Genomic DNA, 23,782 nt, shown 5'->3' with positions numbered 1-23,782 from the left:
CGATGCGGCTGACGCGGGCTATTTGCGACGGGGCTTGCGGGACTTGGCGGGAGGTTGTCGGATCTGTTCCAGTTTCGCAAGGCGCTCTTCCAACTCGCGGACGCGCTGGCGTAGTTCCGGCAACTGCGGAATCACCGCCTGGGCCTTCAGAAACGTCGCATGGGGCATCACCGGCGCGCCGGAGACGATTTGATTGGGCTCCAGACTTCTTGTGACGCCGGACTTAGCCGCAATCATCACCTGATCGCCGATCTGCAAATGGTCGGCGAGGCCGGCCTGGCCACCCACCATCACATACTTTCCCAGCGTCGTACTCCCCGCGATACCGACTTGCGCGACGAGAATATTGTGCTCACCCACCACCACGTTGTGGGCGATCTGCACGAGGTTATCGATTTTCGTCCCGCGCTTGATGACGGTGTTGCCGAACGTCGCGCGATCCACGCTCACATTGGAGCCCAGTTCCACGTCATCTTCGATGAGCACGCCGCCCAATTGCGGAATCTTCTGGTGACGTCCCTGATACTGGACGTAGCCGAATCCGTCACTGCCGATCACCGTGCCGCTGTGCACGATCACGCGAGCTCCGAGACGGCAGCCTTCACGAACCACCACGTTGGGGTAGAGGAGGGCATCATCACCGATGGCGCTATCGTCGCCGATAAAGACCCCCGGATAGAGGGTCACCCGCGCGCCGATGGAGACGCGGTCCCCGAGGGTCACGCCGGGCCAGATCGACACATCCGCGCCGATGGTCACGTCCTCGCCACGGGTGATGCCCTGGGCGATGCCGCGCATGCGGGTCGGTCGCGCAAAAAACTGCTGGGCGGCCCGCGCAAAGGCATACGCAGGATTGTCCACCACGAGTTGCGGTGACGGACAATCCGGCAGGCGACGTCCCACGAGCAGGGCCCCGATAGTGGCGGTCTGCGGAGATTTCAAATTGCGTTCGGAGGTCAGGAAGGCGAGGTCGTCCGGTCCGGCCTCTTCCAGGCTTGCCACTCCGGTGACGGTCGCATCCGGTGAACCGACCAGCTCTCCTCCGACATAGCTGTGGAGTTCCCGGAGTGTCAGCGGCGTGTGTCTCGGTGCGGTCGTCATACGGCTAGGCCTTCTTGCTCTTGGTAGAACGCTTGGCGGCAGGTGGCTTCGCGGCGGCTTTCGCCGGAGTTTTCGCGGCCGCCTTCGCGGGAGCCTTCGGAGGGGCGACGCGGCCTTGCACATAGGCGATCACCTGGCCGACGGTGGTCAGGCCGACGAGGTCCTGGTCGGGGATCTGGAGATTAAAGACTTCTTCGATGCGGTACAGCATTTCGATCACCGCCATCGAATCCAAACCCAGGTCGTCCCGCAGGTGATGGGTCGTCTGAATCGACGCCGCATCCCGCTTGAGATAGTCCGCCAGCGCCTGAATGATCTTGTCGGAAACGTCTGAAGTCTTAGCCATAACCGGTTCCTTCGTTTCTTGCCGGCACATCGCAGGTGCACGAATGTCGTCGCCCGACGCGGGTCAGGTCGACAGAGATTTTAAGACGACCGCGGCATTGTTACTGCCGAAGCCGAACGCGTTGATCAGCGCGACCTTGGTTTTGCGGGTTTGCGGTTGCGCAGACAGCCCCGCGAGGGCGCAGGCCGGATCCGGATCGTCAAGGTTGAGCGTCGGGTGGATCTGCCCGCTGGTAAGGGTCAGGGCCGAGACGATCCCGGCCAGCGATCCCGCGGCACCCAGCGTATGCCCCACGAGTGACTTCGTGGCGCTCACCGCCAGCTTATCCGCCCGGGATTTGAACAGGAGACGAATGGCCTTCACCTCGACCGCATCACCCACCGTCGTGGAAGTCGCATGGGCATTGATGTAATTGACTTGCGCAGGCGTGACGCCCGCATCCTTCAAGGCCAGGCGCATCGTGATGGCCACCTCTTCGCCGTCCTCGCGTGGAATCACCATGTGATGAGCTTCGCTGGTGGCGGCGTATCCGGCCACTTCCGCGTACATCCGGGCCTTGCGTTTCTTGGCGTGGGCGAGCGATTCGACAATCAGCGCGCCGGCGCCTTCACCCATGACAAAGCCATCCCGTCCGCGATCGAAGGGTCGTGAGGCTCGTTCCGGTGCATCGTTATACTTGGTCGAAAGTGCGCGCAGCGAGCAAAATCCGGCAAAGACCAGGGGCGTGATACTGGCATCGGCGCCGACGACGATCACCGCATCCGCCGTGCCGGCGCGAATGGCGTGCATGGCCTGACCAAGGGCATGGGCGCTCGATGAGCAAGCCGTGGAAATCGTCAGGTTGGGTCCTTTGGCCCCATAGGCCATGGCCACGATGCCGGAAGCCGAATTCAGTGTAATGACCGGAATAAAGTTGGGATGTACCCGGTGCGGGCGTTTCTGTTCATACAGCTGCGTGATTTCCCGTTCGCCCATCACCATGCCGCCCATGCCGGCGCCGACGATGACCCCGACACGGTGCGGCTCTTCCCGCTCCATGCGGAAGTCGGCGTCCGCCAGCGCTTCCTTGGCGGCCACAAGGGCGAACTGGGCGTAGCGGTCCACCCGGTCGCCTTGACCGGCTGGGAGATACTGTTCGGGGGAAAATCCGAGAATGCGTCCGGCCACGCGCGACCGGTACCCTTCCAACGGGAACGGATCGAAGGAGGTAATGGCCGAGATCCCGGACCGGCCTTCCAATGCCGCTTTCCAGAACTGCGGCACCCCGATGCCGATGGGGGAGACGACTCCCAGACCTGTGATGACGACTCTCGTCGACATAGAACCCTTTCACTGCTTGCCGGTGATGCCTTGTGCGGCCTGTCTACTTACCGTACGGTGGCGCCACAGTCAATGCTGTAAGCATCAGGCACTCGCGAGCGATGCTGCGACTGTCGAATGGCGAACGCCGCTGGCGGACTATTTCGCGATCCTCTCAGTAACGGACCTTCAACAGCAGATAAAAGCCAAACGTCAGAAATACCAGATTGGCCATCCAGCCGGCCAGCATCGGCGCAAGTGCCCCGCCGCGTCCCAGCGCAATTGCCACGGAATGGGTGGACCAATAAAAGAATCCTACGGCCATGGCTTGTCCGATGCCCATGGCCATGCCGCTGCCGCGCACGCCGGTGCGCCGGAGGCTCAAGGCAATGCCGACGACCACCATAATAAAGGTCACGCAGGGGAAGGCGATCCGGCCATAATAATCAGTCAGCAGGCGCGGGAGGATCGTGCCGCCCAGATGCAGCCGATCGACATAGGCACGAATCTCCGGCAGCGTCATCGTTTCCGAATCCAACTCCAGCCAGGTCGTGAAGTCGTCGGGAATTTGCGCGAGCGGCAGGGGTTCCGTCTGAAAACTGTTCACCGAGACCGTCCCATCCTGCCGGAACGAGCGCCGGATGCCGTCTTCCAGGACCCAGCCCTGCGGCGAATACACCGCGCGCTGTGCCTCCGCAATCTGCTCCAGCTCGAACGTGGGGCTCAAGCGATAGAGGCGGATTTTTCGCAACACGGCTCCGCCGGGGTCGATGGTGTCGATGTTCATCAATGTTTGGCCGCCCAGGCTGACCCAGGGCTGCGCTGCTTTCACCGAGACCGGCAACTCTCGTTTTTCGATCCGGGTCGTTTTGATCTGCTCGGCCTTGGCGAGGGCGAGGGGAATGACGGTTGAACTGAAGAGGAACAGGACCATCGCCAGCACGGTACCGAGAAACAGGAACGGGGAGGTAATCCAGTAGAGACTGATACCGCAACTGCGCATCGCGGTGATTTCATGGCTGCGCGACAACAGGCCGATCGTGAGCAGGGTCGCCATCAGGACCGCGAGCGGCGCGATCTGGTACGAAATAGCGGGCATCTTGAGGACGAAGTAGGCCAGCACATCGAGGGCATGGGCGTCGTACCGCAGGAAGCGGCGCACCTTCTCGAAGAAGTCGATCACGAGGTAAATCGTCATGAGCCCGGCGAAGCACATGCCGAAGATCTTCACGTACTCGCGCAGCATATAGCGAAACAGAATGTTCATAGGACTATTGGCGGCTCACCCGATAGAACCACAGAATGGTCACCAGGGTGAACATCACGTTGGGTAACCAGGCGCCGGCGAACGGGGAAATCCACAGGGTGGTGACCAGGAACTCGCAGGCCACATTGAGGACATAGTAGGCGATGACCACCAGCACGCCCACCGCAAACCCGCCGATGCTGCCCGAACGTTTGGACACGATGCCGACCGGCACTCCCAGGATACAGAACACCAGCGAGGCCGCAGGGAAGGCCAGGTCCTTATAATATTCCATCAAGCGCCGCAACGCGTTGGTATCCGTCCAGCCGGTGCTCTCCAGCTTGGCGCGAATGACGTCGATCGGCGTGCGTTCCTCCGCGCCGTACAGGCTCGCGCTCAAGCTCAGCTTCAAGTCGTAGGACGTAAACGAAATCTTCTGATACTCCTCCGGATTCTGGGGGCGACTATGGATGACGCCGTTCATCAGCCGTAGCGCCACCTGGCTGCTGGCCGGATCGGTCATGACCTGATACTGCTGCGCGACGATGATACGTGGATCGGCCGGGTTCCGTTCATCGGCCACGAAAATGCCCCGGTTGTCCTGTCCCTCCTGGGCGTCCGGTACGTAGATCGTCATCTTGGGAATGGCTTCATTAAAGACGCCGCGATCGAGTTCCAACACGAGTTCGTCGCGCAACAGGTTCAGCGCCACCTTCTTGAGATTGACGTTGCTCCAGGGTTGCCCGTACTGCGCCATCACCAGCGTCAGGCCGCAGACCAGCCCGGCGAAAAGAAACACCGACTGAGACAGCCGCAGGAGGCTGAAGCCGGCGGCGCGCATCGCCACGAGTTCCTTGTCGAGGGATAACCGGCCGAAGGCCGTAATGGTGGCAATGATGCCCGCGATGGGCAGGGTGAGGACCAGAAACGACGGCAGCAAATGGGCGAACACTTTCAGCACCGAGAGAAAGCCGATGCCCTTCGTCACCAGCAGTTCCACCAGCCGCAACAGCTCTTTCGTGAGCATGACGAAACAGAGCGCCGCCAGGCTGATGCCGAACGGGGAGAAGAGCTCGCGGAAAATATAGCGATCGAGGATGGTGTGCAGCACGAGGGCGGTCGAAATCCTACATCGGAGACTTGAGTTGCCGCACTATAGAAGAGTCTACGGAGCTTGTAAACAGATCTGAGAGCCATTCTCGAAACTTCCCGCTTGACAAGATTTTCACCCCATGGTACATCGCTGCGCACTTTTCAGTAGGTCACGATGGTTCGGGTTGAATATTGTCTCAACGCCTCGCAAGAGCTTTCACGCTCGTCGGTTTTATTTCTCCTTTTATCGTCATCATTACCATGCCATGCGACTCAGCCGGCGAGCTGATGCGCTCATTATGTCTGTGCGTTGAGAAAGGGAGGACCGTATGAAGACCAAGGGGACAGTGAAATGGTTCAACGATCGTAAGGGGTTCGGGTTTATCCGGCTCGATGGCGGAGACGATGTCTTCGTGCATTATTCCGCGCTGCAGGGCGAGGGATTCAAGACGTTGAAAGAGGGGGAGAACGTCGAGTTCGACATCGTGCAGGGAGCCAAGGGGCCGCAAGCGGCGAACGTGTTGAAGGATCTCGCAACGGCCTCCTGATTGCCGGGGCATCGTAATCCGCGGCCCCTCCGTGTTCCGGAGGGGCCGCCGGTTTGCCATCGTTGATTTCGTCCGCTCTGGACGCCGCGTTCGCGGTGTTGCTCTTTTATCCATTTGTTTGACAAAGAAAAGGCAGACTGTTAGCGTTGACTCTCAACGTCGGGTGAGGAGTCTTCTTGGCTGTCGATCGCCGAACAGTTCTCCAAAACGCGCAGCTCTTTGCCTCCAAGGGGCAGTACGAAGCTGCCATTGCCGAATGGCGAAAACTCACCACCGATACCCCGGCCGACGGGACGATTTTCAACTCCATCGGCGACCTCCAGCTGAAACGCAATGCCACGCCCGACGCCGTCGCCGCCTTTCTTCAGGCCGCCGGCGCCTTCCGCTCCGAAGGGTCTGTCCTCAAGGCCATTGCCGCCTATAAAAAAATTCTCAAGGTCGATCCCACCAAGATCGACATCTATCGACACCTCGGCGACTTGAATGCGGAGCGAGGGTTGTTGAGCAGCGCCGTTCAGGATTATTTGACCCTGGGCAAGCACTATTTTAAGGACGGCCGCAACAAAGAAGCCCTGGAGATCTACCGCAAAATCATTTCACAGGATCCGTCGAACCTGGATGCGCAGCTGCGCGTGGCGGAACTCTGTGAGCAGGAACAATTAGTCGACGAAGCGATTCGCGTGTATCTCCAACTCGGGCGGGAGCGTTCGGCCGCCCAACAGTATGAACAGGCCAATGCCATGTATGCGGCGGTCTTGCGCCTGAATCCGGAGAACGCCGAAGCCAAAGAAATCGTTACCATGATCGAGGCGGGCGGAGGCGCGCCCTTGAACCTGGCACGCGTCGCCAAACCGTCTGCGGCCGCGGCGAAGCCGGGTGAAGGCAGCGATCTCATGGCTGAAGCGACGCGCCGGATCGAAGAAGGGCAGTATGCCGGTGCCGAAGCCATGTTGACCCAGCTGCTGAGCCGGGAGCCGGGCAATCCGGAAATCTGCCAACTGCTGGCGCGGCTGCATCTGTTGCAGGGAAATTTGCAGGTCGCGTTGGGTGAATATCGATTCCTGGCCGGCGCCGCGCTGCGCGCGCAAGACTATGTCATGGCCGAGTCGTTGATTAACGACTATCTCAAGGTCGAACCGGCATCCGTGCCGATGTTGGAACTGCTGGGCGAGCTCTATCAGGAAAAAGGGGATGCCGCCACGGCAGCGCAGCATTTCGGCAGGGCCGTGGAAATTTTGCTGGAACATCCGGAACCGGGCATGCCCACGCTGCCGGCTGAGCTGTTCGAGAAGGTCCAGGCCTTGGCCCCGGGCAGTGCCATTGCCCGCAAGCTCGCGCCGGCGTTCGACCCGACTGCCTCATCGTCCACCGAACCGGAAGTCACAGAGCCGATGGTGATGACACCGGAGCCTGTCGCGATCCAGCTCGAACCGGAACCACAACCGGAACCGGCTCCCGCTCCGGTCATTGCCGCGCCTGCGGTAGACATGCCGTTCCGATTGCAGGACAGCTCGGCTACTCCTGCCGCTCCAGCGCCCCCGGCGGCGCCTGTGCTGGCTCAGGTCGCCCCGCCGCCTCCACCCGTTCCGGCTCCGGCGCTGCCCGTTGCCCAGGCCACTCCCGTCGAGCCTACTCCGGCCCCCGTTCCTGCTGCGCAACCCATCGCCCAGGTGGACGCGGAAACGCAGTACGCGCTGGGCATGGCCTACAAGGACATGGGGTTGTTGGAAGAAGCGAAGGAAGAGTTCGTCTCCTCGATGAAGGACTCCGGGTTTTTCGTCGATTCCTGCCTGATGCTGGGACTTTGCCTCAAGGAGCAGAACCGGTTCGATCAGGCCATTCAATTGCTGGAGAAGCTCATCGCCGATTCGCGCTGCCGGGGAGGCAATGCGCAGCTTGTGCGGTATGAACTGGCCATGCTCTACGAGAAAACCGGCGCCCGCGATCGAGCACTCGCCATGTATCAGTCCATTCCCTCGTTTCACGACGTGCCCCGCCGGGTTGAAGCGCTGCGCACCCTCGGCACCAACGGGGTCGCCCATCCGGAACGTCCGGCTTCCAGTCAGACCAGTCCCCTGCCACTAGCGGGCCACTAAACCTCGCTTTACCTAGAAATCCTGCTGCTGATGGGCTGATGCGAGGGTAGAGGTCCTACGCCTGCGTGCGATTCACCTGATTCGGAGCCAGCCTCCCGGCGCAGACTGCGGCAACATTCTCCAGACAGATCATCCCCATGCGCACACGTGTCGCCAGGGTTGCGGAGCCGAGGTGCGGGAGGAGCACCACCTGCCGGAGGTCGCGCAGGCTGGGGTGAAAGACCGGCTCCTGTTCAAACACATCCAGCCCCGCGCCGGCCAGCCGACGTCGCAGGAGCGCATCGACCAACGCGCCTTCATCCACCACCGGACCTCGCGAGGTATTGATCAGAAACGCCGTGGGCTTCATGAGTGCCAGCTGCCGCGGACCGATCAAGTGATGAGTCTCCGGGCTGAGCGGCACATGCAGAGTCACGAAGTCGGCCTCCCTCAGCAGGTCGGGCAGGGCGCGCTGTTCCCATTGCGATGAGCCCTGTCCCGGCGCATGCGGGGTCCGTGAGCTGTAACAAATGCGCATGTTGAACCCGGCGGCCCGCTTCGCCACCGCCTGTCCGATCCGGCCCATGCCGACGATCCCCAGCACCTTGCCCGAGACATCCGTCCCCAGCATCTGAGTCGGTGCCCAACCGGGCCAAGCGCCGGCTCGCACGTAGGCATCGCCTTCTGCCACCCGCCGCGCCACCGCCAGGATCAAGGCCCAGGTGAGATCGGCAGTGGAGTCGGTCAAGACGTCCGGAGTATTCGTGACGACAATGCCCTTGGCCGTCGCGGCGGCGAGGTCGATATTGTTGTAACCCACGGCGTAGTTCGCCAGGATCTTGAGTCTGGTCGGCTCGGCCAGCAGAGCTGTATCCACGCGATCGGTCAGGGTGCAGATGGCCGCATCGGCTTCGCGAAGGCCTGCCTTGAAGGTCTCCCACGAGGGCGCGATGTCGCGCGGCTCATTGAAGAGCTGAAACTGCTGGCGTGCTGCCGCCATGACCGGATCGGGCAACAGTCGGGAGATGTAGAGGATGGGAGGTGACATGGCGCCTCGTTCGAATGGCACGTATCTTAGCGAATCGTGTGCGACGCAACAACTCACTTGTCCTGCTCTCTGCCGAGCGACTACAATGACGCAACGTAATCACAAGCATGACCCTCATCCTTCCCAACACCTCATGCGTCGTCGTCAGCGGCCTTCGGCAACTCCTCGGACAGGCGAAGGTCCGGAACGACGTGCCCACGCTGACCGCCTACGCCGTCGATGCCAGCATTTACCGGATGCAGCCGCAAGCCGTCGTGCTCGCGGAGCATGAAGGCGACATCGATACCGTCGTGCGATTTGCGGTGGAGCGGGGCATCCCCCTCACGCCGCGCGCGGCCGGCACCAATCTGACCGGCTCTGCGATCGGCTCCGGCATCATCCTGGATATCTCCAAGATGAATCGTATCCTCGAAGTGAATGGGGAGGAACGCTGGGCCCGCGTGCAGCCGGGGATCGTCCTGGCTGAATTGAACAAGCAGCTCGGGCGACGCAATCTTCTCTTCGGTCCCGACCCGTCCAGCGGAGACATGTGCAAGCTCGGGGGCATGCTCGCCAACAATTCGGCCGGGCCCCACACCCTGATCTACGGCGCCGTCAAGGATAACGTCCAGGCCATGCGTGTCTGCCTGCCGTCCGGCTCCTGGCTCTCCGCTTCCTCGATCAACCTCAACGATCCGGGACTGGATCAGACCCTCGCGGCCCATCCGTCGCTCAAGCCGATCCTCGACCTCGTCCAGCGGCAGCGCAGCCTGATCGACAGCAAGAAGCCGACGGTGAGCAAGAATAGTTGCGGGTATAACCTGTTTGGCCTCGTCGACGGCCTGAGTCGCGGTGTCTTTGATCTCCCTAAACTGTTCGTCGGCAGTGAGGGTACGTTGGGAGTGGTGAGCGAAGCGACGCTTCGTCTCGTGCCGAAACCACAGGGTACGCTGACGGCGTTGATTCACTTTCGCCGCCTTGAAGAAGTGGGGGAAGCGGTGCCGCATTTGTTGAGCCTCCGGCCGAGCGCGTTGGAAGTCATGGATGCGAACACGCTGAACTTGATCGGGCGGTCGGCGCATGGCATTCCCGCCGATGCGGCCGCCACGCTGCTGGCTGAACTCGACAGCAGCGAAGGCGAGGGCGACCTGCGCGAACGGGCCGATCAAATGGCTGCCATCTGCGGACGCTATCAACTGTGCGGCGATCTCACCATCGCCTACGACAAGGAGCAGCGCGACCAACTCTGGAAAGCCAGAAAGGCCCTGTATCCCACGCTCTACCGGTTCGATCCGCGCAAGAAGCCGATCAACTTCGTGGACGACGTGGTCGTGCCCGCCACACGGATCAGCGAGTTGATCCGCTACCTGGAAACCTTCTTTGAGGGGCAGCATGTGCCGGTGGCAATCTTCGGCCATATCGGCAACGGCAACGCCCACATCACGCCCTTGCTCGACGTGAACGACCGCCAGGACTTCGACAAGATGGTGCGGGCCTATCATGAGATCCACGGCGCGGTGCTCTCCCGGTTCGACGGGTCCATTTGCGGCGAGCACGGCGACGGCCGTGTGCGGGCGGAATATGTGCGCAAGATGTTCGGGGAGGAGTTGTATCAACTCTTCGTGCAGGTGAAGCAGACGCTCGATCCCGCGAACGTGATGAACCCCGGCATCAAGATCAGCGAGACGCCGTTTACCGAACACATCGACTACCAGCGGCTGTCGAAATCCTGTGCGACCTGCGCGAAGTGTAACTCCGTCTGTCCGGTCTACGACGTGTTCCAGTCGGAAGACATGAGCTCGCGCGGTTGGTTCGAAATCGTCACGGCGAAGGACTACAGCTACCTCGACTCGAAGCGGGTGGTGGAAGCCTGCTTGAATTGCAAATCCTGCCGCACGATCTGTCCGGCCGGGGTGGATGTGTCGGAGCTGATCCTGCAGCGGCGCGCCGAGAATCCCAATCAGGGCTCGCGCTGGCTCTTTGCCCTGCAGGCGAAGTTGCCGGTATTTGAAGCGATACTTAAACTATTGGCCAGGACGCAGTCATGGTGGGATCGGCCCGCTCCACGCGCCCTGCTCGAACGCCTGGCCGCGCCGGTGATGAAGCGCATCGCCTCCACAGCCAAACTTCCGGCGGACATGGTCCTGCCCAAGCTCGCGACGACTCATTTGCGCAATCGGTATCCGGAGCTCACGCAACCGTCGGCGAAAAAGGCTGGCCCTCGCGTCGCCTATTTCCATGGCTGCGCGGCGAACTACTTCGACGATGGGGTGGGGGACGCGGTCATTTCCGTCTTACGCAAACATCACGTAGAGCCGGAGCTTCCACCGCAGCGTTGTTCCGGGACGCCGATCGAAACCTACGGGCATGTAGATTTGGTGAAAGACAACGCCCGCTTCAATCTGCAATCCCTGGCGGGCTATGATCAGGTCGTCACGGGCTGCGCCTCCTGCACGCTGATGCTCAAGGAATACAAAAAGTTTTTCGAGAGCGGGCCGGAACAGCAGGCGGCGGATGTGTTGGCGAAGAAGGTGGTACACATCACGGAATTCGTGGCGCGATCCGACCAGCATCCACCGATGGGGACGCCGGAAGGCCAGGGCGGGAAGGTCACCTACCATTCGTCCTGTCACCTGCGAGCCGCCGGGGTGACCAAAGAACCGCGGCAGTTGCTCAAACAGCTGCCGGGATCGGACTATGTGGAGATGACCGACGCCGATCGTTGTGCGGGCGGCGCCGGCACCTACATCGTGAAAGATTACGAGACGTCGCAGAAGGTCTTCGACCGGAAGCGGCGGAATATCGAGCAGAGCGGGGCGGAGACGGTGGCCACCAGTTGCCCGGCCTGCATGATTCAGCTCAGCAACGGCATGCGCGGCCGCGTGGCGGTGAAACATGTGGCGCAATTACTCAACGACGCCTATGAGGCGGGGGCTGCAACAGAGACCCGACCAGGAGCCGGCCAATGACTTTTCGCAAAGTGGATATCATTTTTGTGGTGCTGGCGCTGCTCGTGGTCGGAGGCGTGGCCCTGCTGCCGTCGCCGCGCGACCGCAACCCGAAGGTGCCGGCGAACAGCGCGCACCAAGCGATCGCGGTAGAGAGCCAGTGTACGACCTGCCATGCGCCGGCTGGCGCGCGCCCCTTGCCGGTGCAGCATCCCAAGCGGCAGGATTGCCTGCATTGCCACGCGCGCGCGCAAGGGTAATGGAGGGCCGTCGTTCGTCAAGCGTCGTTCGTCTCTTGTATCGGAACTCCGTCGCCGACTCTTAGCCATATGCTATAAGCCATACGCTCCTAATTACTAATCTCATGAAGGAACTGTAGATCATGGTCAAAGTGTTGATTCTTGGGCCGACATTACAACAGCGGGTGACGGAACCGGAAATGGATGTGGAAGTGGAAGGATCGGTGCCCATTAAGCTACTCATCGAAGGCAATGCCGATCTCATGGATGCCCTGGCGCCGTTCGTGGTGCGCGGCGAATTGCTCGTGACCGTGAACCGCAAGGTCGGCTCGCTCGATTCCGTGGTGAAAGACGGCGATGTCTTAAAAATCTCCCACCAATCCCGCGCCTCCTACGACGGCACCACCGATATTCCTACTTGAGTAGGCGACTCCGGGAAGAGGCGCAAGAGCGTATAGCTGATAGCGTATAGTCGGGAGGCGCCACTTCCTACCATCGGCCATAAGCCATCAGCTCTTTTCCCTCTCCGACGCTCTTCCTCCCCTCGGGCCTTCCTGGTAGACTGGCGCCGCAATCGACCGGGACGGGAACGGAGAGACGATGGCGCGCAACGATCAAGCGGTGCGTCTGTTGGTGGTGTTGAAGCAGCTGGAGGCGTCGCGGCAGGGCCTCACGCTGGAACAGCTGGCTGAGTCGCTCGCACCAGGCTCCACCCGGCATCCTCGCACCTTGCGTCGCGATCTCGCCGCGCTGGAAGAAGCCGGTTACCCCCTCGTCACCGAACGCATCAACGGTCAGACCTGCTGGCGTCTGATGGAGGGATTTCGGAACGTCCCCGGCCTGCGATTCTCACCCTCGGAGTTGATGGCGCTGACCTTCAGCCGTCGGCTCATCACCCCGCTGGAAGGCACCGAACTCCACACCTCGTTGCAGTCTGCGTTAGGCAAGGCCGCCGCCGCGCTGCCGCCGCAGGGCGTGGCCCTGGTCCAACAACTCGACGGCACCTTCAGCGTGGGTCTCGGTCCGCACAAACGCTATCGGCAACATCGCGAAACCATCGACCGCCTCACCAGAGCCATCGCCGACGCCACGACCGTGCAGATCCGCTACGACTCCGCGTCGCGCGGGCGAACGACCAGGCGCGAAGTGGATCCCTATCGCCTCTGGTACGCCACCGGCGGCCTCTACCTGATTGCTTATTGCCATCTGCGGCGTGAGCCGCGCATGTTTGCCGTGGAGCGGATCAAGTCCGTCACGCCCACCGACCATCCCTATCAGATGCCTCTGCATTTCGATCTCGACGCCTTCGTGCAGGATGCGCTGACCGTCATGCGCGGGCCGCGCATCGAGGTGGAATTGGAATTCAACAAGGCCACTGCCGCCTGGGTGAAAGATAGAGTCTGGCACGCTACGCAGGAAACCAAACGAACCAAAGGCGGAGGCCTGCGGATGACCCTTTCCGTGGCCGATACCCGGGAACTGGTCGGGTGGGTGCTGAGCTTCGGCAGCGGGGTGAAGGTGCTCAAGCCCGACAGCCTGCGGGAAGCCGTGCGTCAGGAAGCGCAACGAATCGCGGCGCAAGGGGAGTGAGGGGGCGATAGGGGTGCCATAAGACAAGGCCGAAGTTGAAGAATTGACCCTGTAGTGCGCGGGTTGTTGCATACAGGCCCTGTGATCCAGCCGTCAGCCTTGCGATGGAGGCTGTATTAGCGTATATACGAGAATGTGTTTACGTGGGACATCACGAAGGCCATTACCAACCATAAGAAACATGGCGTTTCGTTTGAAGAGGCAACCACCATTTTCGTCGATGCCGATGCGCTGGACGGGGATGATCTGCGACACTCTGCGCATGAACGCCGCCGCCGGCGCATAGGCCGATCTCTGTCAGGGCGAATCTTGTTTGTGGTGTATACGATACGAAGGAGAGGCCATGAAAAAGAAACTATCCGGCTCATCAGCGCAAGGCAGGCGAGTAGAAAAGAGCGTCAAGCATATACCGGACTCGCAAATTGATTTCTCCGATATCCCGGAAGCGACGGACGCAGAGTTGAAACGTATGCGTCGAGTCGGCCGGCCGGCCAGCGGCATGGCCAAGCAGTTGATCGCCATTCGTCTGTCCCCGAAACTTCTGAGCCAGCTGCGCAGGATGGCTGCCAAGCAGGGGAAGCCGTATCAATCCTTGATTCATGAACTCCTAGCGAAAGCGGCCGCAAAAGCTGCGTAGAACTTTCCGCGGGCACTTCAAATGAAGAACACAAAACGAGCCAAGCTGGAAGCGGCCGGATGGGCTGTCGGGTCGGTGAAGGAGTGCCTGGGCCTGTCCGAGGCAGAGTCTGCGCTCATCGATATAAAGTTAGCGCTCAGTCGGAGTCTGAAAGATCGACGAACTAAACAGGGTGTGTCACAAGTTCAACTGGCTGAGCGCCTCCAATCCAGCCAATCCAGGGTGGCGAAGATGGAAGCCGGCGACCCCTCCGTGTCCATTGACCTCTTGGTCAGCTCGCTCTTGCTCCTCGGCGCCAGCTCCGCCGATCTTGCCAAAGCGATCAGCGTCGAAGGCCGCAGCAAAAAGGGGCGGGCAGCGTAACTTTACGGTCGTGCCCATACCGCCGTATACGCCAAACATGTTCAAAGCCTGTTCCCAAGCTTCAGTCTTTTTTGTTCCCGCTATCGCTCATATGTTTCTATTTCCCTCGTATTTTACGTCGTATGTCTTACAGTTCCCGATCTACGTTTTACGCCTCACAGTTCACCTTTCACGGCATCCTGTCCCCCAGCGAGATACGGTTCACGAGATACGATCCCCCAGATTTCGAGGTCCGGCCATCGGCCATAAGCCATGAGCTCTTCCTCTAGCACGATGCGCTTCCTCCCGCCATACGCCATAAGCTATCAGCTCTCGCTTCCGACCGAGCTACACTGCTAGCGGGGGCTTTCCAGCTGGCCTTCCCCACGGGTTTTGGCTACACTATGCACAGGAGACAGGTGATGAGCATCCGACAATCACTCCAGTCCAAGCGAGCGCAGATTCTCACCATTGCTGCACGCCACGGTGCGCGGAAGGTGAGAGTGTTTGGATCGGTCGCGCGTGGAACCGCTCGTCCGAGCAGTGACATCGACTTCCTCGTTGAGATGGAGGAAGGTCGAAGCCTGCTGACCATGCGGCACTGATCCTCGATCTGGAGCGATTGCTGAAACGGTCGGTCGATGTGGCCTCCGAACGCGGGCTTCGACGTGTGGTTCGAACAGAGGTCTTGAAAGACGCGATCGCGTTATGAAGGATGATCGAAACCGCTCTCTATGTCCCTCGGCCCGCGTCTGACATCTCACGTGCCATTGCTGGCGTTCTAGGCAGGAATTGGCTAGACTACCTCGTGATGCCTGAACTCTGCCGTTTTTTGGGGATGATCATCACGATGTATTACGACGATCATGCACCGCCTCATTTTCACATTCGCTATGGGGATTACAAGGCAATCATGGGCATCGATTCTCTCATGCTCTTGGATGGATACCTGCCTCCACGGGCATTGGGACTGGTTGCGGAGTGGGGCGCCTTACACCGGGATGAATTGTGGGAAGACTGGTCATTGGCCGAACAGCGAGCGCCGCTGAAAAAAATTAAACCGCTGGAGTAAGAGCCATGCTCAAAGACCTTGTCGAAGCCGCGCCTCTTGACGGGTATCGAGTGCGGCTGCGATTTGAAGACGGCATCGAGGGCGAGCTGGACCTAGCCACAATCATTCACTTTGAGGGTGTCTTCGCTCCACTCAAGGACCTGGTTCGGTTCAGAGAACTCGCAGTCCATCCAGATCTGGGGACCATTTACTGGCCCAACGGTGCCGATCTCGATCCGGTTGTGCTCTACACGCGGATCACCGGGGCGCCGCTTCCCAAGTACGAAGCCAAAGCGATCCACTGACTCCCATGGCCTACCTGTCGCTAGTCTGTGGAGGCTCCTATCCGTCTCCCCGTTTCCCAATTTAGCACCCATCACTCAACTGCAACACCTTTCATGTCCCTCCGTTCCTGATCCGAACAGTGCTCTGTTGCTTTCATCTTTTTCCCGTCTCGCCCCCCATTATGACCCCGGATGTCACGGCAGGGGAGTATGCTGTCGGCATGACGTACACAGACAGAAGGGAGGCAATGATGCGACACGCAGCACTGATCGGCGCATTCCTGCTGATGGCAATGACCGGGACAGGGCGGGCAGAGCCCGGCTTCGACGAGAAGTACGAGCGAGACTTTAATATCTTCAACCCCATCAACCAGTATCAGCCCACTAACCCGCTGAATCCCATCAATGCCTACGACCCGGCGAATCCATTTAATCCAATCAACCGGTTCGATCCAGACAACCCAGCCAATTCGATCAACCAGTTCAACTTCAACAATCCCTTCAACCCGGTCAATCGCTACCGCCCCGAGAATCCGTTGAATCCGATCAATGAGTTCAATCCCACCGTACCGTTTGCGCCGTTGGATGGTGGGGGAGGGATGGGGAAGAGGCGGTGAGGCGACACATGCCTTTCCCCATTCCAGCGAACGACGCTTCACGAGCGACGATCCCCAGTCCCCTAGGCACCCACCAGTCGCTGTTGCCGGTAAAAACGCGAGTGAATAAAGGCGTGGGAAAGAGTATCCTGCGGCGCAAACTGCACGATTGTGTCTGGGGGAATGAAGCTGCATGTTCGAACAAGCATTTAGAAATATCGACGACGTACTCAGAAAAGAAGCCGGGTGCACGACCGAGCTGGACTATACCGAGCAGACCTCCTGGCTGTTGTTCCTCAAGTACCTCGATGGGCTGGAGCAGGATAGGGCAGACGAGGCCAAGCTGGAGGGCAAACGCTACAGCTTCATCCTGGACAAAGACTACCGATGGGAAAGCTGGGCCGCACCGAAAGGTAAAGACGGCAAACTCGATCACAACAAGGCGATGACGGGCGACGATCTGCGCGACTTCGTCACTCTCAAGCTGTTTCCTTATCTCCATAGCTTCAAGCAGAAGGCCAGCGGACCGAACACCATCGAATACAAGATCGGCGAGATCTTCGGCGAGATCAAAAACAAGATCCAGAGCGGCTACAACCTGCGCGAGATCATCGACCACATCGACGAACTGCGCTTCCTCTCGCAAAAAGAGAAGCACGAGCTCTCGCACCTCTACGAAGCCAAGATCAAGAACATGGGCAACGCCGGGCGCAACGGCGGCGAATACTACACCCCGCGCCCGCTGATCCGCGCGATGGTCCAGGTGGTGAAACCGAAGATCGGCGAGCGCATCTATGACGGCGCCTGCGGATCGGCGGGCTTCCTCTGCGAAGCGTTCGACTATCTGACCGCCAAGGGCAACCGCTCGACGAAGGATCTCAAGACGCTGCAGGAAAAGACTTTCTATGGGAAAGAGAAGAAGTCGCTCGCCTACGTGATCGCGATCATGAACATGATCCTGCACGGCATCGAGGCGCCGAACATCATCCACACCAACACGCTTACCGAAAACCTCGCCGACATTCAGGAGAAGGATCGCTACGACGTCGTGCTGGCCAATCCGCCCTTCGGCGGGAAAGAGCGGAAGGAAGTGCAGCAGAACTTCCCCATTCGCACCGGCGAGACGGCCTTTCTCTTTCTCCAGCATTTCATCAAGAGCCTTAAGGCGGGCGGACGCGGCGGTGTGGTGATCAAGAATACGTTTCTCTCCAACGGCGATAACGCCTCGGTGAGTTTGCGGAAGCTGCTGCTGGAAAGCTGCAATCTCCACACAATTCTGGATTGTCCCGGCGGCACGTTCCAGGGCGCGGGCGTGAAAACCGTTGTCCTATTTTTCGAAAAGGGCGCACCGACGAGAATGGTTTGGTACTACCAGCTCGACCCGGGCCGCAGCCTCGGCAAGACCAACCCGCTGAATGACGACGATCTCAAAGAGTTCATCAAGCTGCAAAAGACCTCAGCCGATTCGCCCAAGTCCTGGAGTCTGGACGTCAAAAGCATCGACCAGAAGACCTTCGACCTCTCCGTGAAGAACCCGAACGGCGACGAGGAAGTCATGCACCGCAGCCCGCAAGAGATCATGCAAGAAATTGCCTTGCTGGACGCTGAGAGTGCTGAAGTGCTTGGGAACATCAAGGCGCTGCTGAAATGAAGAGGGGGTGGCAAATACGCCCGCTCGAAGAGCTCGTTGTGCAGGACAAAGCCGGCATCAAGATCGGGCCATTCGGAAGCCAGCTAAAGAAGTGCGATCTGGTATCCAATGGGATTCACGTCCTCGGCATTGAGAACGTACTTAGCGGTAAATTTGACGAACTAGGTGAACGCTACATCTCACAGGAAAAGTTTCAGACATTGGAGTCTGTCGAGGTTGTCCCCGGCGACTTGTTGCTCACCATGATGGGGACAATTGGCAAGGTTGCCGTTGTTCCTCCATCGATACGTCGGTCAATCATGGACTCGCATCTGTTGAGAATGAGGCCCGACCAGCGCGTCATCCGAACAGATTACTTGGCTTGGGCAATTCAGGGCAGCACCGCTGTCCTTGATGCGATTGAAGCCCAAGCCCACGGCGCGATCATGAAGGGGTTAAATTCTGCTATCGTTCGCTCCCTTCCAGTCCCCGTCCCCCCACTGGCGGAGCAGCAGCAGATCGTGGGGAAGCTGGAGGAAGCATTTGACGGCCTCGCCATCGCCACGGCCAACGCCGAACGGAACCTCCGCAACGCCCGCGCCCTCTTCGAAAGCCACCTCGAATCCGTCTTCACCAGGCGCGGCGATAGTCCCGTAGTGCCGATTGGCGATGTTGCAGAAGTGTTCGACGGACCGCATGCGACTCCCAAAACGGTTGATGCTGGCCCGGTGTTTTTAGGGATTAGCGCGCTCCAAGATGGAAAGATCAACCTCGGAGAAACCCGGCATGTAACGCTACAAGATTTCCGGCAGTGGACTCGCCGCGTCAAGCCACAGTCTGATGACGTTGTTTTCTCATATGAAACACGGCTAGGTCAGGCGGCGATCATTCCGGAAGGGCTTGAATGTTGTCTTGGCAGGCGCATGGGATTGGTTCGCGTCAATCGAAAGCGAGTAGATCCTCGATTTTTTGTCTACCAATACATTTCGCCACCTTTTCGGAAGTTCGTCGATAGCAAGACGGTGCGTGGTGCGACCGTGGATCGCATCGCACTTAAGGAGTTCCCTTCCTTCCCAATCAGCTTGCCATCTCTTTCTGAACAGGAACGAATGACAAACCGGCTTGATAAGCTCAGGGCCGAAACTCAACGCCTCGAATCCATCTGCCGGCAAAAGCTCGCCGCGCTGGGCGAGTTAAAGAAGTCGCTGCTGCACCAGGCCTTCAGCGGACAGCTATAACAAGAGCACCCTCATGAGCGAGATTAGCATCTACGAAACGAACAGCGGCAGCATCGAAGTCAGGCTTGAACGCGAGACGGTTTGGCTTTCTCAGGAGCAGATGGCTGCCTTGTTCGATGTCCAGAAGGCGGCGGTCTCGAAACATCTTAGAAACATCTTCGCCAGTGGGGAATTGGAGCGAGACTCAACTGTTTCCAAAATGGAAACAGTTCAACAGGAGGGAAAACGCAGGATTGCCAGACAGATAGAGCATTTCAATCTGGATGCCGTCATTTCTGTCGGCTATCGAGTGAATTCCACCCGTGCGACCCGTTTCCGCCAATGGGCCACCCGCATTCTGCGCGAGCACCTCACCCAAGGGTATACCATCAGTCGCCAGCGGTTCGAAGCCAATGCCCGCGAGTTGGAAGCGGCCCTGCAACTGGTGCGAAAAGCCGCGCGCAGCCCTGAACTTCAAGCCGACATGGGGCGTGGGCTGGTTGATATCGTCACGCGCTATGCGCAGACCTTTGTGCTGCTGCAACGCTATGACGAAGGGCTGCTGACTGAGCCACCGACGACGACGGGCGGAACGCTGTTTACAGTGGCGGAAGCTCGTGCGGCATTGGCCGGGCTCAAGGCAGACCTGATCGCTCGCGGCGAAGCGTCCACGCTCTTCGCCCAGGAACGGCAAGAGGCTTTTGAGGCGCTGCTTGGGAACCTCGACCAGAGTGTGTTTGGCGAACCGGCTTACCCGAGCGTGGAGTCCAAAGCTGCCCATCTCCTGTACTTCGTCATCAAGAATCACCCGTTTGCGGATGGCAACAAACGGAGCGGGGCCTTTCTATTCGTCGATTTCCTCAATCGCAATGGCCGCCTGCTGGATCGCACCGGGCAACCGGTGATCAACGACATCGGTTTGGCGGCGTTGGCGCTGTTGGTTGCCGAATCCAACCCATCCCATAAAGACACGATGATCCGCCTGATCATGAACATGCTGGCACAGGGAACGTAAGTGAACGAAGCCGAAACCAGAGCCGAGCACATCGACCCAGCGCTGAAGGCGGCGGGGTGGGGCGTGGTGGAGGGAAGCCGCGTGCTGCGCGAATATCCCATCACGCTGGGCCGCATAGAAGGCTTGGGGCGGCGTGCGAAGCCGCTGATCGCCGATTACGTCCTCGTCTACCGGAATACCAAGCTTGCCGTGATTGAAGCCAAGGCCTGGGATGAAGCGTTGACTGAAGGCGTCGCGCAAGCAAAACAGTATGCCGGGAAACTCGCCGTCCGCTTCAGCTATGCCACCAACGGCCAAGGGATCTATGGCATCGACATGGAGACGGGCAAGGAAGGCGAGTGGCCGCACTATCCCAGCCCGGATGAACTCTGGTCACGCACGTTCGCCAAGCAGGACGCCTGGCGGGACCGCTTCGCCTTAGTGCCATTCGAGGATAAGGCCGGCTCGCACCCGGGCCGCTACTATCAGGATATCGCCGTTGAACGGGTGATGGCGGCTGTCGCTGCTGGTAAGCCGCGCGTGCTGTTGACGCTGGCGACCGGCACGGGCAAGACCTTCATCGCCTTCCAGATCGCCTGGAAACTCTTTCAGAGTCGCTGGAACCTGAGCCGGGAACCGTCGCGCCGTCCGCGCATTCTCTTCCTGGCCGACCGGAACATTCTCGCCGATCAGGCCTACAACGCCTTCTCCGCGTTTCCCGAGGATGCGCTTGTCCGGATCGCTCCCGACGACATTCGCAAGAAAGGCAGAGTGCCGAAGAACGGAAGCCTATTCTTCACGATCTTTCAGACGTTCATGAGCGGCCCACCGAAGGATGGTAAGCCATCGCCCTATTTCGGCGAGTACCCGCCGGACTTCTTCGACTTCATCGTCATCGACGAGTGCCATCGCGGCGGGGCGAACGATGAAAGCAACTGGCGGGACATTCTCGAATACTTCGCGCCCGCCGTGCAGCTCGGCCTGACCGCCACGCCCAAGCGCAAAGATAACGTGGATACCTATGCCTATTTCGGCGAGCCGGTCTTTATTTATTCGCTGAAGGACGGTATCAACGACGGCTACCTGACGCCCTTCAAGGTGAAGCAAATTTCCACGACGCTCGACGACTATGTCTACACGCCCGACGACAAGCTGATCGAGGGGGAGATCGAAACCGGGAAGCGTTACACCGAACCGGACTTCAATAAGATCATCGAGATCAAGGAACGGGAAGCGCACCGGGTCAAGCTCTTCATGGACCTGATCAATCAGCAAGAGAAGACGCTGGTCTTCTGCGCCACTCAAGACCATGCGCTGGCGGTGCGCGATCTGATCAATCAAATGAAGACTGGCACAGATCCAAACTACTGCCAACGGGTGACGGCCAACGACGGTGCGCTCGGCGAGCAGCACTTACGGGATTTTCAAGACAACGAGAAGACCATTCCGACAATCCTCACCACCTCACAGAAACTTTCCACCGGCGTGGACGCGCGGAACATCCGGAACATTGTGCTGATGCGTCCGATCAACTCCATGATCGAGTTCAAGCAGATCATCGGGCGCGGCACCAGGCTCTACGACGGCAAGGACTACTTCACGATCTACGATTTCGTGAAGGCGCACCACCATTTCAATGACCCGGAGTGGGACGGCGAGCCGATAGAGCCGGACCCAACGCCTGCCCCTCTCCCGCCGCGACCGGATCTATTGCCGGACAGGGTTCGCGAAAAGCCTGCCGAATACGCCAAACGACAAAAGATCAAAGTGAAGTTGGCCGACGGCAAGGCGAGGATGATTCAGCACATGATGGTCACATCCTTCTGGCACCCTGACGGCACGCCGATGTCGGCCCAGCAATTTATGGAACTGCTCTTTGGCAAGCTGCCTGAGTTCTTCAAAGACGAAGCGGAACTGCGCGCCTTGTGGAGCCTGCCGGACACGCGAGCCAAACTCCTGGAGCGGTTGGCCGAGAAAGGTTTTGGCAAGGAGCAGATGGCCGAGATGCAGAAGATTATCGACGCCGAGAGAAGCGACCTCTTCGATGTGCTGGCGCACGTGGCCTATGCGCTCCCGCCGTTGAGCCGGGAAGATCGCGCCTCAAAGGCCAAGGTAGAAATCAGCCACCACTTCAACAGCAAGCAGCAGGTCTTTCTCGACTTCGTGCTCTCGCATTACGTCACGGTCGGCGTGGAGGAACTTGATCAGGAAAAACTGACTCCGCTGCTGCGCCTCAAGTACCACAACTCCATCGCCGATGCCGTGGCCGATCTGGGAAAGCCGGAGGAGATCGGTCAGGTGTTCGCTGGATTTCAGAAGTATCTGTATCAGCCTCAGATGCAGGCAAATCCATGACTACCATATGAGCAATGAACAGACAACGGTGACAGTCATGCAACAAGGGGATCCGCATGCCAGATGAAGAAGATAAAGAAAAACTCAAAAGTGTCGCGCAACAGATATTACGTCCACTGCCAGTAAAGCTAAGAGGGCTCGCCAATGTTCGCACGGAAGCCAAGCTGAAGGAGTCTTACACCAACGGGTGGCGCGTAGAACTTGGATCTTTGAAGCACCGGAATCTACGATTTGAGGTCTGGTTTTGTCAGTACCCCAAACACGGCCAGCGATTTTTCTGGTACGGATTGTATGCAGCACAAGCTGAAAACCTTCGTGCATTTGTCGATGTATTACCTGAGTCCCTGCGGCCTGTTAAACAGCTCTCAGGTTTGGATATGCGGCCAGCAACTGGCTCCAGTCGGGACTATGTTTTAAAGCGGCCACTGGAAAGGGAACTTTTTAACTTTCCAATATACGAGGAATACCAAGAGTCTGGGCAGAGGGGTTCCTTCTACGGGAAATTCGATTCCTCCTTGTCGGAAGACAACGATGCAATAGCGGCTATCGTAGTGCGCGCGCTGTCATTCTTCGAGGAAGTCTTTGCGAGTTTTAGTGGGACGAAAGCGGCAGCAGATAGTGGCGCACCTGATGAGTCAGAAGCTTATAGAGCCATCGAACGGCGTGTCGTAGAGCAGCACTTGGCACGAGAGCGCAGCCGCGAATTGGCAGAACGTTGCAAGCGGCGAGATAACTATCGCTGTCAAGTGTGCGAGATGACATTCAGGGAAGTCTATGGAGATATAGGAAAGACTTTCGCTGAAGCGCACCATGTCATCCCTCTCAGTAAACTTTCTGACACGGTTGAGTCTTCTCTTGACCACCTCATCACGGTCTGTCCGAACTGCCACCAGATGCTACACCGACTGGACGGTGAGGCGGGGGATGTCCCGAAGCTGCGAAGAATGTTACACCGCCGATGAATAACCATAAACCAGTCCTCAACCAGGGGCAGGCCTTGAAATCAAACATTCTGACCTGGCGGGAGTTTATCCCTCCCGTGAGCCCCACACCTCGGTGCCTTCGGCTTGTTCACCGTCAGCCACGCCCTCTCACGCATCGCTTGCCTCTGATCTTCCTTCCCCACCACGCCGCTGATGGTTCGATCCTATCCTTTGCCCTCTCC

The 23,782-nt window shown here is 59.2% G+C and carries 23 protein-coding genes and 1 pseudogene; 18 read left to right on the top strand and 6 right to left on the bottom strand.

Annotation, left to right across the window (positions count from 1 at the left end; translation table 11 throughout):
- Nucleotides 1-18: 18 nt before the first annotated feature.
- The 5 genes from lpxD to NSND_RS03690 all read right to left on the bottom strand — a co-directional run bounded on the left by lpxD (nucleotide 19) and on the right by NSND_RS03690 (nucleotide 5,103).
- Entirely contained in the window at nucleotides 19-1,101 is a 1,083-nt protein-coding gene (gene lpxD / locus NSND_RS03710; RefSeq protein ID WP_159450618.1) for a UDP-3-O-(3-hydroxymyristoyl)glucosamine N-acyltransferase, read from the bottom strand.
- Between the two features lie 4 nt (nucleotides 1,102-1,105).
- A complete protein-coding gene (locus NSND_RS03705; protein ID WP_159450617.1) occupies nucleotides 1,106-1,447 on the bottom strand; it encodes an acyl carrier protein in 342 nt (113 codons plus the stop codon).
- A gap of 63 nt (nucleotides 1,448-1,510) precedes the next feature.
- Nucleotides 1,511-2,767, bottom strand: coding sequence for a beta-ketoacyl-ACP synthase II (fabF, locus tag NSND_RS03700; protein ID WP_080877673.1), 1,257 nt, complete (start codon nucleotides 2,765-2,767; stop codon nucleotides 1,511-1,513).
- Nucleotides 2,768-2,921: 154 nt separating this feature from the next.
- Complete coding sequence (gene lptG / locus NSND_RS03695) at nucleotides 2,922-4,013, bottom strand: LPS export ABC transporter permease LptG (protein ID WP_080877672.1); 1,092 nt, start codon at nucleotides 4,011-4,013, stop codon at nucleotides 2,922-2,924.
- Between the two features lie 4 nt (nucleotides 4,014-4,017).
- The gene (locus NSND_RS03690) at nucleotides 4,018-5,103 is read right to left on the bottom strand and encodes an LptF/LptG family permease (RefSeq protein WP_159450616.1); all 1,086 of its coding nucleotides are present in this window, start codon (nucleotides 5,101-5,103) and stop codon (nucleotides 4,018-4,020) included.
- A 310-nt stretch (nucleotides 5,104-5,413) separates the two neighbouring features.
- Here NSND_RS03690 and NSND_RS03685 point away from each other — a divergent pair, with 310 nt between their 5' ends.
- Both NSND_RS03685 and NSND_RS03680 read left to right on the top strand, forming a co-directional pair.
- Entirely contained in the window at nucleotides 5,414-5,632 is a 219-nt protein-coding gene (locus tag NSND_RS03685) for a cold shock domain-containing protein (RefSeq protein WP_013249168.1), read from the top strand.
- Between the two features lie 176 nt (nucleotides 5,633-5,808).
- Nucleotides 5,809-7,728, top strand: coding sequence for a tetratricopeptide repeat protein (locus tag NSND_RS03680; protein WP_080877670.1), 1,920 nt, complete (start codon nucleotides 5,809-5,811; stop codon nucleotides 7,726-7,728).
- Between the two features lie 55 nt (nucleotides 7,729-7,783).
- On the opposite strand, the gene NSND_RS03675 is transcribed toward NSND_RS03680, so the two are convergent.
- Nucleotides 7,784-8,755, bottom strand: a complete 972-nt coding sequence (locus NSND_RS03675) for a 2-hydroxyacid dehydrogenase (protein ID WP_080877669.1) — start codon at nucleotides 8,753-8,755, stop codon at nucleotides 7,784-7,786.
- Between the two features lie 107 nt (nucleotides 8,756-8,862).
- Between NSND_RS03675 and NSND_RS03670 the strand changes: the two genes are divergently transcribed.
- The 16 genes and pseudogenes from NSND_RS03670 to NSND_RS03595 all read left to right on the top strand — a co-directional run bounded on the left by NSND_RS03670 (nucleotide 8,863) and on the right by NSND_RS03595 (nucleotide 23,579).
- Nucleotides 8,863-11,703: an FAD-binding and (Fe-S)-binding domain-containing protein gene (locus NSND_RS03670; protein WP_080877668.1), complete on the top strand. Its 2,841-nt coding sequence runs from the start codon at nucleotides 8,863-8,865 to the stop codon at nucleotides 11,701-11,703.
- Complete coding sequence (locus NSND_RS03665) at nucleotides 11,700-11,942, top strand: cytochrome c3 family protein (protein WP_080877667.1); 243 nt, start codon at nucleotides 11,700-11,702, stop codon at nucleotides 11,940-11,942. The genes NSND_RS03670 and NSND_RS03665 overlap by 4 nt, the downstream gene beginning before the upstream one ends.
- Before the next feature lie 122 nt (nucleotides 11,943-12,064).
- Nucleotides 12,065-12,343, top strand: coding sequence for a MoaD/ThiS family protein (locus NSND_RS03660; RefSeq protein WP_080877666.1), 279 nt, complete (start codon nucleotides 12,065-12,067; stop codon nucleotides 12,341-12,343).
- A 178-nt stretch (nucleotides 12,344-12,521) separates the two neighbouring features.
- Nucleotides 12,522-13,511 carry a helix-turn-helix transcriptional regulator gene (locus tag NSND_RS03655; protein WP_080877665.1) on the top strand — a complete coding sequence of 330 codons (990 nt, stop codon included), beginning with the start codon at nucleotides 12,522-12,524 and terminating at the stop codon, nucleotides 13,509-13,511.
- 135 nt (nucleotides 13,512-13,646) lie between these two features.
- A complete protein-coding gene (locus NSND_RS22040; protein ID WP_080877664.1) occupies nucleotides 13,647-13,937 on the top strand; it encodes a BrnT family toxin in 291 nt (96 codons plus the stop codon).
- Nucleotides 13,855-14,148 carry a BrnA antitoxin family protein gene (locus tag NSND_RS21605; protein WP_080877663.1) on the top strand — a complete coding sequence of 98 codons (294 nt, stop codon included), beginning with the start codon at nucleotides 13,855-13,857 and terminating at the stop codon, nucleotides 14,146-14,148. The genes NSND_RS22040 and NSND_RS21605 overlap by 83 nt, the downstream gene beginning before the upstream one ends.
- A 21-nt stretch (nucleotides 14,149-14,169) precedes the next feature.
- The gene (locus NSND_RS03640; protein ID WP_080877662.1) at nucleotides 14,170-14,511 is read left to right on the top strand and encodes a helix-turn-helix domain-containing protein; all 342 of its coding nucleotides are present in this window, start codon (nucleotides 14,170-14,172) and stop codon (nucleotides 14,509-14,511) included.
- Between the two features lie 401 nt (nucleotides 14,512-14,912).
- Nucleotides 14,913-15,202 (top strand): annotated as a pseudogene (locus tag NSND_RS22035) (nucleotidyltransferase family protein).
- 99 nt (nucleotides 15,203-15,301) lie between these two features.
- On the top strand, nucleotides 15,302-15,562 hold the full coding sequence (locus NSND_RS03630; protein ID WP_080877661.1) for a DUF4160 domain-containing protein: 261 nt from the start codon (nucleotides 15,302-15,304) through the stop codon (nucleotides 15,560-15,562).
- 5 nt (nucleotides 15,563-15,567) lie between these two features.
- Nucleotides 15,568-15,846, top strand: coding sequence for a DUF2442 domain-containing protein (locus NSND_RS03625; RefSeq protein WP_080877660.1), 279 nt, complete (start codon nucleotides 15,568-15,570; stop codon nucleotides 15,844-15,846).
- A gap of 227 nt (nucleotides 15,847-16,073) precedes the next feature.
- A complete protein-coding gene (locus NSND_RS03620; RefSeq protein WP_143833378.1) occupies nucleotides 16,074-16,442 on the top strand; it encodes a hypothetical protein in 369 nt (122 codons plus the stop codon).
- 172 nt (nucleotides 16,443-16,614) lie between these two features.
- Nucleotides 16,615-18,072, top strand: a complete 1,458-nt coding sequence (locus NSND_RS03615; RefSeq protein ID WP_080877658.1) for a class I SAM-dependent DNA methyltransferase — start codon at nucleotides 16,615-16,617, stop codon at nucleotides 18,070-18,072.
- A 38-nt stretch (nucleotides 18,073-18,110) separates the two neighbouring features.
- A complete protein-coding gene (locus NSND_RS03610) occupies nucleotides 18,111-19,289 on the top strand; it encodes a restriction endonuclease subunit S (RefSeq protein ID WP_159450614.1) in 1,179 nt (392 codons plus the stop codon).
- 13 nt (nucleotides 19,290-19,302) lie between these two features.
- Nucleotides 19,303-20,283 (top strand): virulence protein RhuM/Fic/DOC family protein, encoded by a 981-nt coding sequence (gene rhuM, locus NSND_RS03605; protein WP_080877656.1) that lies wholly within the window; start codon nucleotides 19,303-19,305, stop codon nucleotides 20,281-20,283.
- Nucleotides 20,284-22,617, top strand: coding sequence for an EcoAI/FtnUII family type I restriction enzme subunit R (gene hsdR, locus NSND_RS03600; protein ID WP_080877655.1), 2,334 nt, complete (start codon nucleotides 20,284-20,286; stop codon nucleotides 22,615-22,617).
- 56 nt (nucleotides 22,618-22,673) lie between these two features.
- Nucleotides 22,674-23,579 (top strand): HNH endonuclease, encoded by a 906-nt coding sequence (locus NSND_RS03595; RefSeq protein ID WP_080877654.1) that lies wholly within the window; start codon nucleotides 22,674-22,676, stop codon nucleotides 23,577-23,579.
- Nucleotides 23,580-23,782: the final 203 nt, after the last annotated feature.

It is taken from the genome of Nitrospira sp. ND1 (genome assembly GCF_900170025.1).
GTDB lineage: Bacteria > Nitrospirota > Nitrospiria > Nitrospirales > Nitrospiraceae > Nitrospira_A.
This window is presented reverse-complemented; position numbering and strand designations above follow the sequence as displayed.

Excerpts from the sequence above, each read along its gene's own strand:
- lpxD (WP_159450618.1), bottom strand. The coding sequence starts at position 1,101 with ATGACGACCGCACCGAGACACACGCCGCTGACACTCCGGGAACTCCAC.
- NSND_RS03705 (WP_159450617.1), bottom strand. The coding sequence starts at position 1,447 with ATGGCTAAGACTTCAGACGTTTCCGACAAGATCATTCAGGCGCTGGCG.
- fabF (WP_080877673.1), bottom strand. The coding sequence starts at position 2,767 with ATGTCGACGAGAGTCGTCATCACAGGTCTGGGAGTCGTCTCCCCCATC.
- lptG (WP_080877672.1), bottom strand. The coding sequence starts at position 4,013 with ATGAACATTCTGTTTCGCTATATGCTGCGCGAGTACGTGAAGATCTTC.
- NSND_RS03685 (WP_013249168.1), top strand. The coding sequence starts at position 5,414 with ATGAAGACCAAGGGGACAGTGAAATGGTTCAACGATCGTAAGGGGTTC.
- NSND_RS03675 (WP_080877669.1), bottom strand. The coding sequence starts at position 8,755 with ATGTCACCTCCCATCCTCTACATCTCCCGACTGTTGCCCGATCCGGTC.
- NSND_RS03670 (WP_080877668.1), top strand. The coding sequence starts at position 8,863 with ATGACCCTCATCCTTCCCAACACCTCATGCGTCGTCGTCAGCGGCCTT.
- NSND_RS03665 (WP_080877667.1), top strand. The coding sequence starts at position 11,700 with ATGACTTTTCGCAAAGTGGATATCATTTTTGTGGTGCTGGCGCTGCTC.
- NSND_RS03660 (WP_080877666.1), top strand. The coding sequence starts at position 12,065 with ATGGTCAAAGTGTTGATTCTTGGGCCGACATTACAACAGCGGGTGACG.
- NSND_RS03655 (WP_080877665.1), top strand. The coding sequence starts at position 12,522 with ATGGCGCGCAACGATCAAGCGGTGCGTCTGTTGGTGGTGTTGAAGCAG.
- NSND_RS21605 (WP_080877663.1), top strand. The coding sequence starts at position 13,855 with ATGAAAAAGAAACTATCCGGCTCATCAGCGCAAGGCAGGCGAGTAGAA.
- NSND_RS03640 (WP_080877662.1), top strand. The coding sequence starts at position 14,170 with ATGAAGAACACAAAACGAGCCAAGCTGGAAGCGGCCGGATGGGCTGTC.
- NSND_RS03630 (WP_080877661.1), top strand. The coding sequence starts at position 15,302 with ATGCCTGAACTCTGCCGTTTTTTGGGGATGATCATCACGATGTATTAC.
- NSND_RS03625 (WP_080877660.1), top strand. The coding sequence starts at position 15,568 with ATGCTCAAAGACCTTGTCGAAGCCGCGCCTCTTGACGGGTATCGAGTG.
- NSND_RS03620 (WP_143833378.1), top strand. The coding sequence starts at position 16,074 with ATGATGCGACACGCAGCACTGATCGGCGCATTCCTGCTGATGGCAATG.
- NSND_RS03615 (WP_080877658.1), top strand. The coding sequence starts at position 16,615 with ATGTTCGAACAAGCATTTAGAAATATCGACGACGTACTCAGAAAAGAA.
- rhuM (WP_080877656.1), top strand. The coding sequence starts at position 19,303 with ATGAGCGAGATTAGCATCTACGAAACGAACAGCGGCAGCATCGAAGTC.
- NSND_RS03595 (WP_080877654.1), top strand. The coding sequence starts at position 22,674 with ATGCCAGATGAAGAAGATAAAGAAAAACTCAAAAGTGTCGCGCAACAG.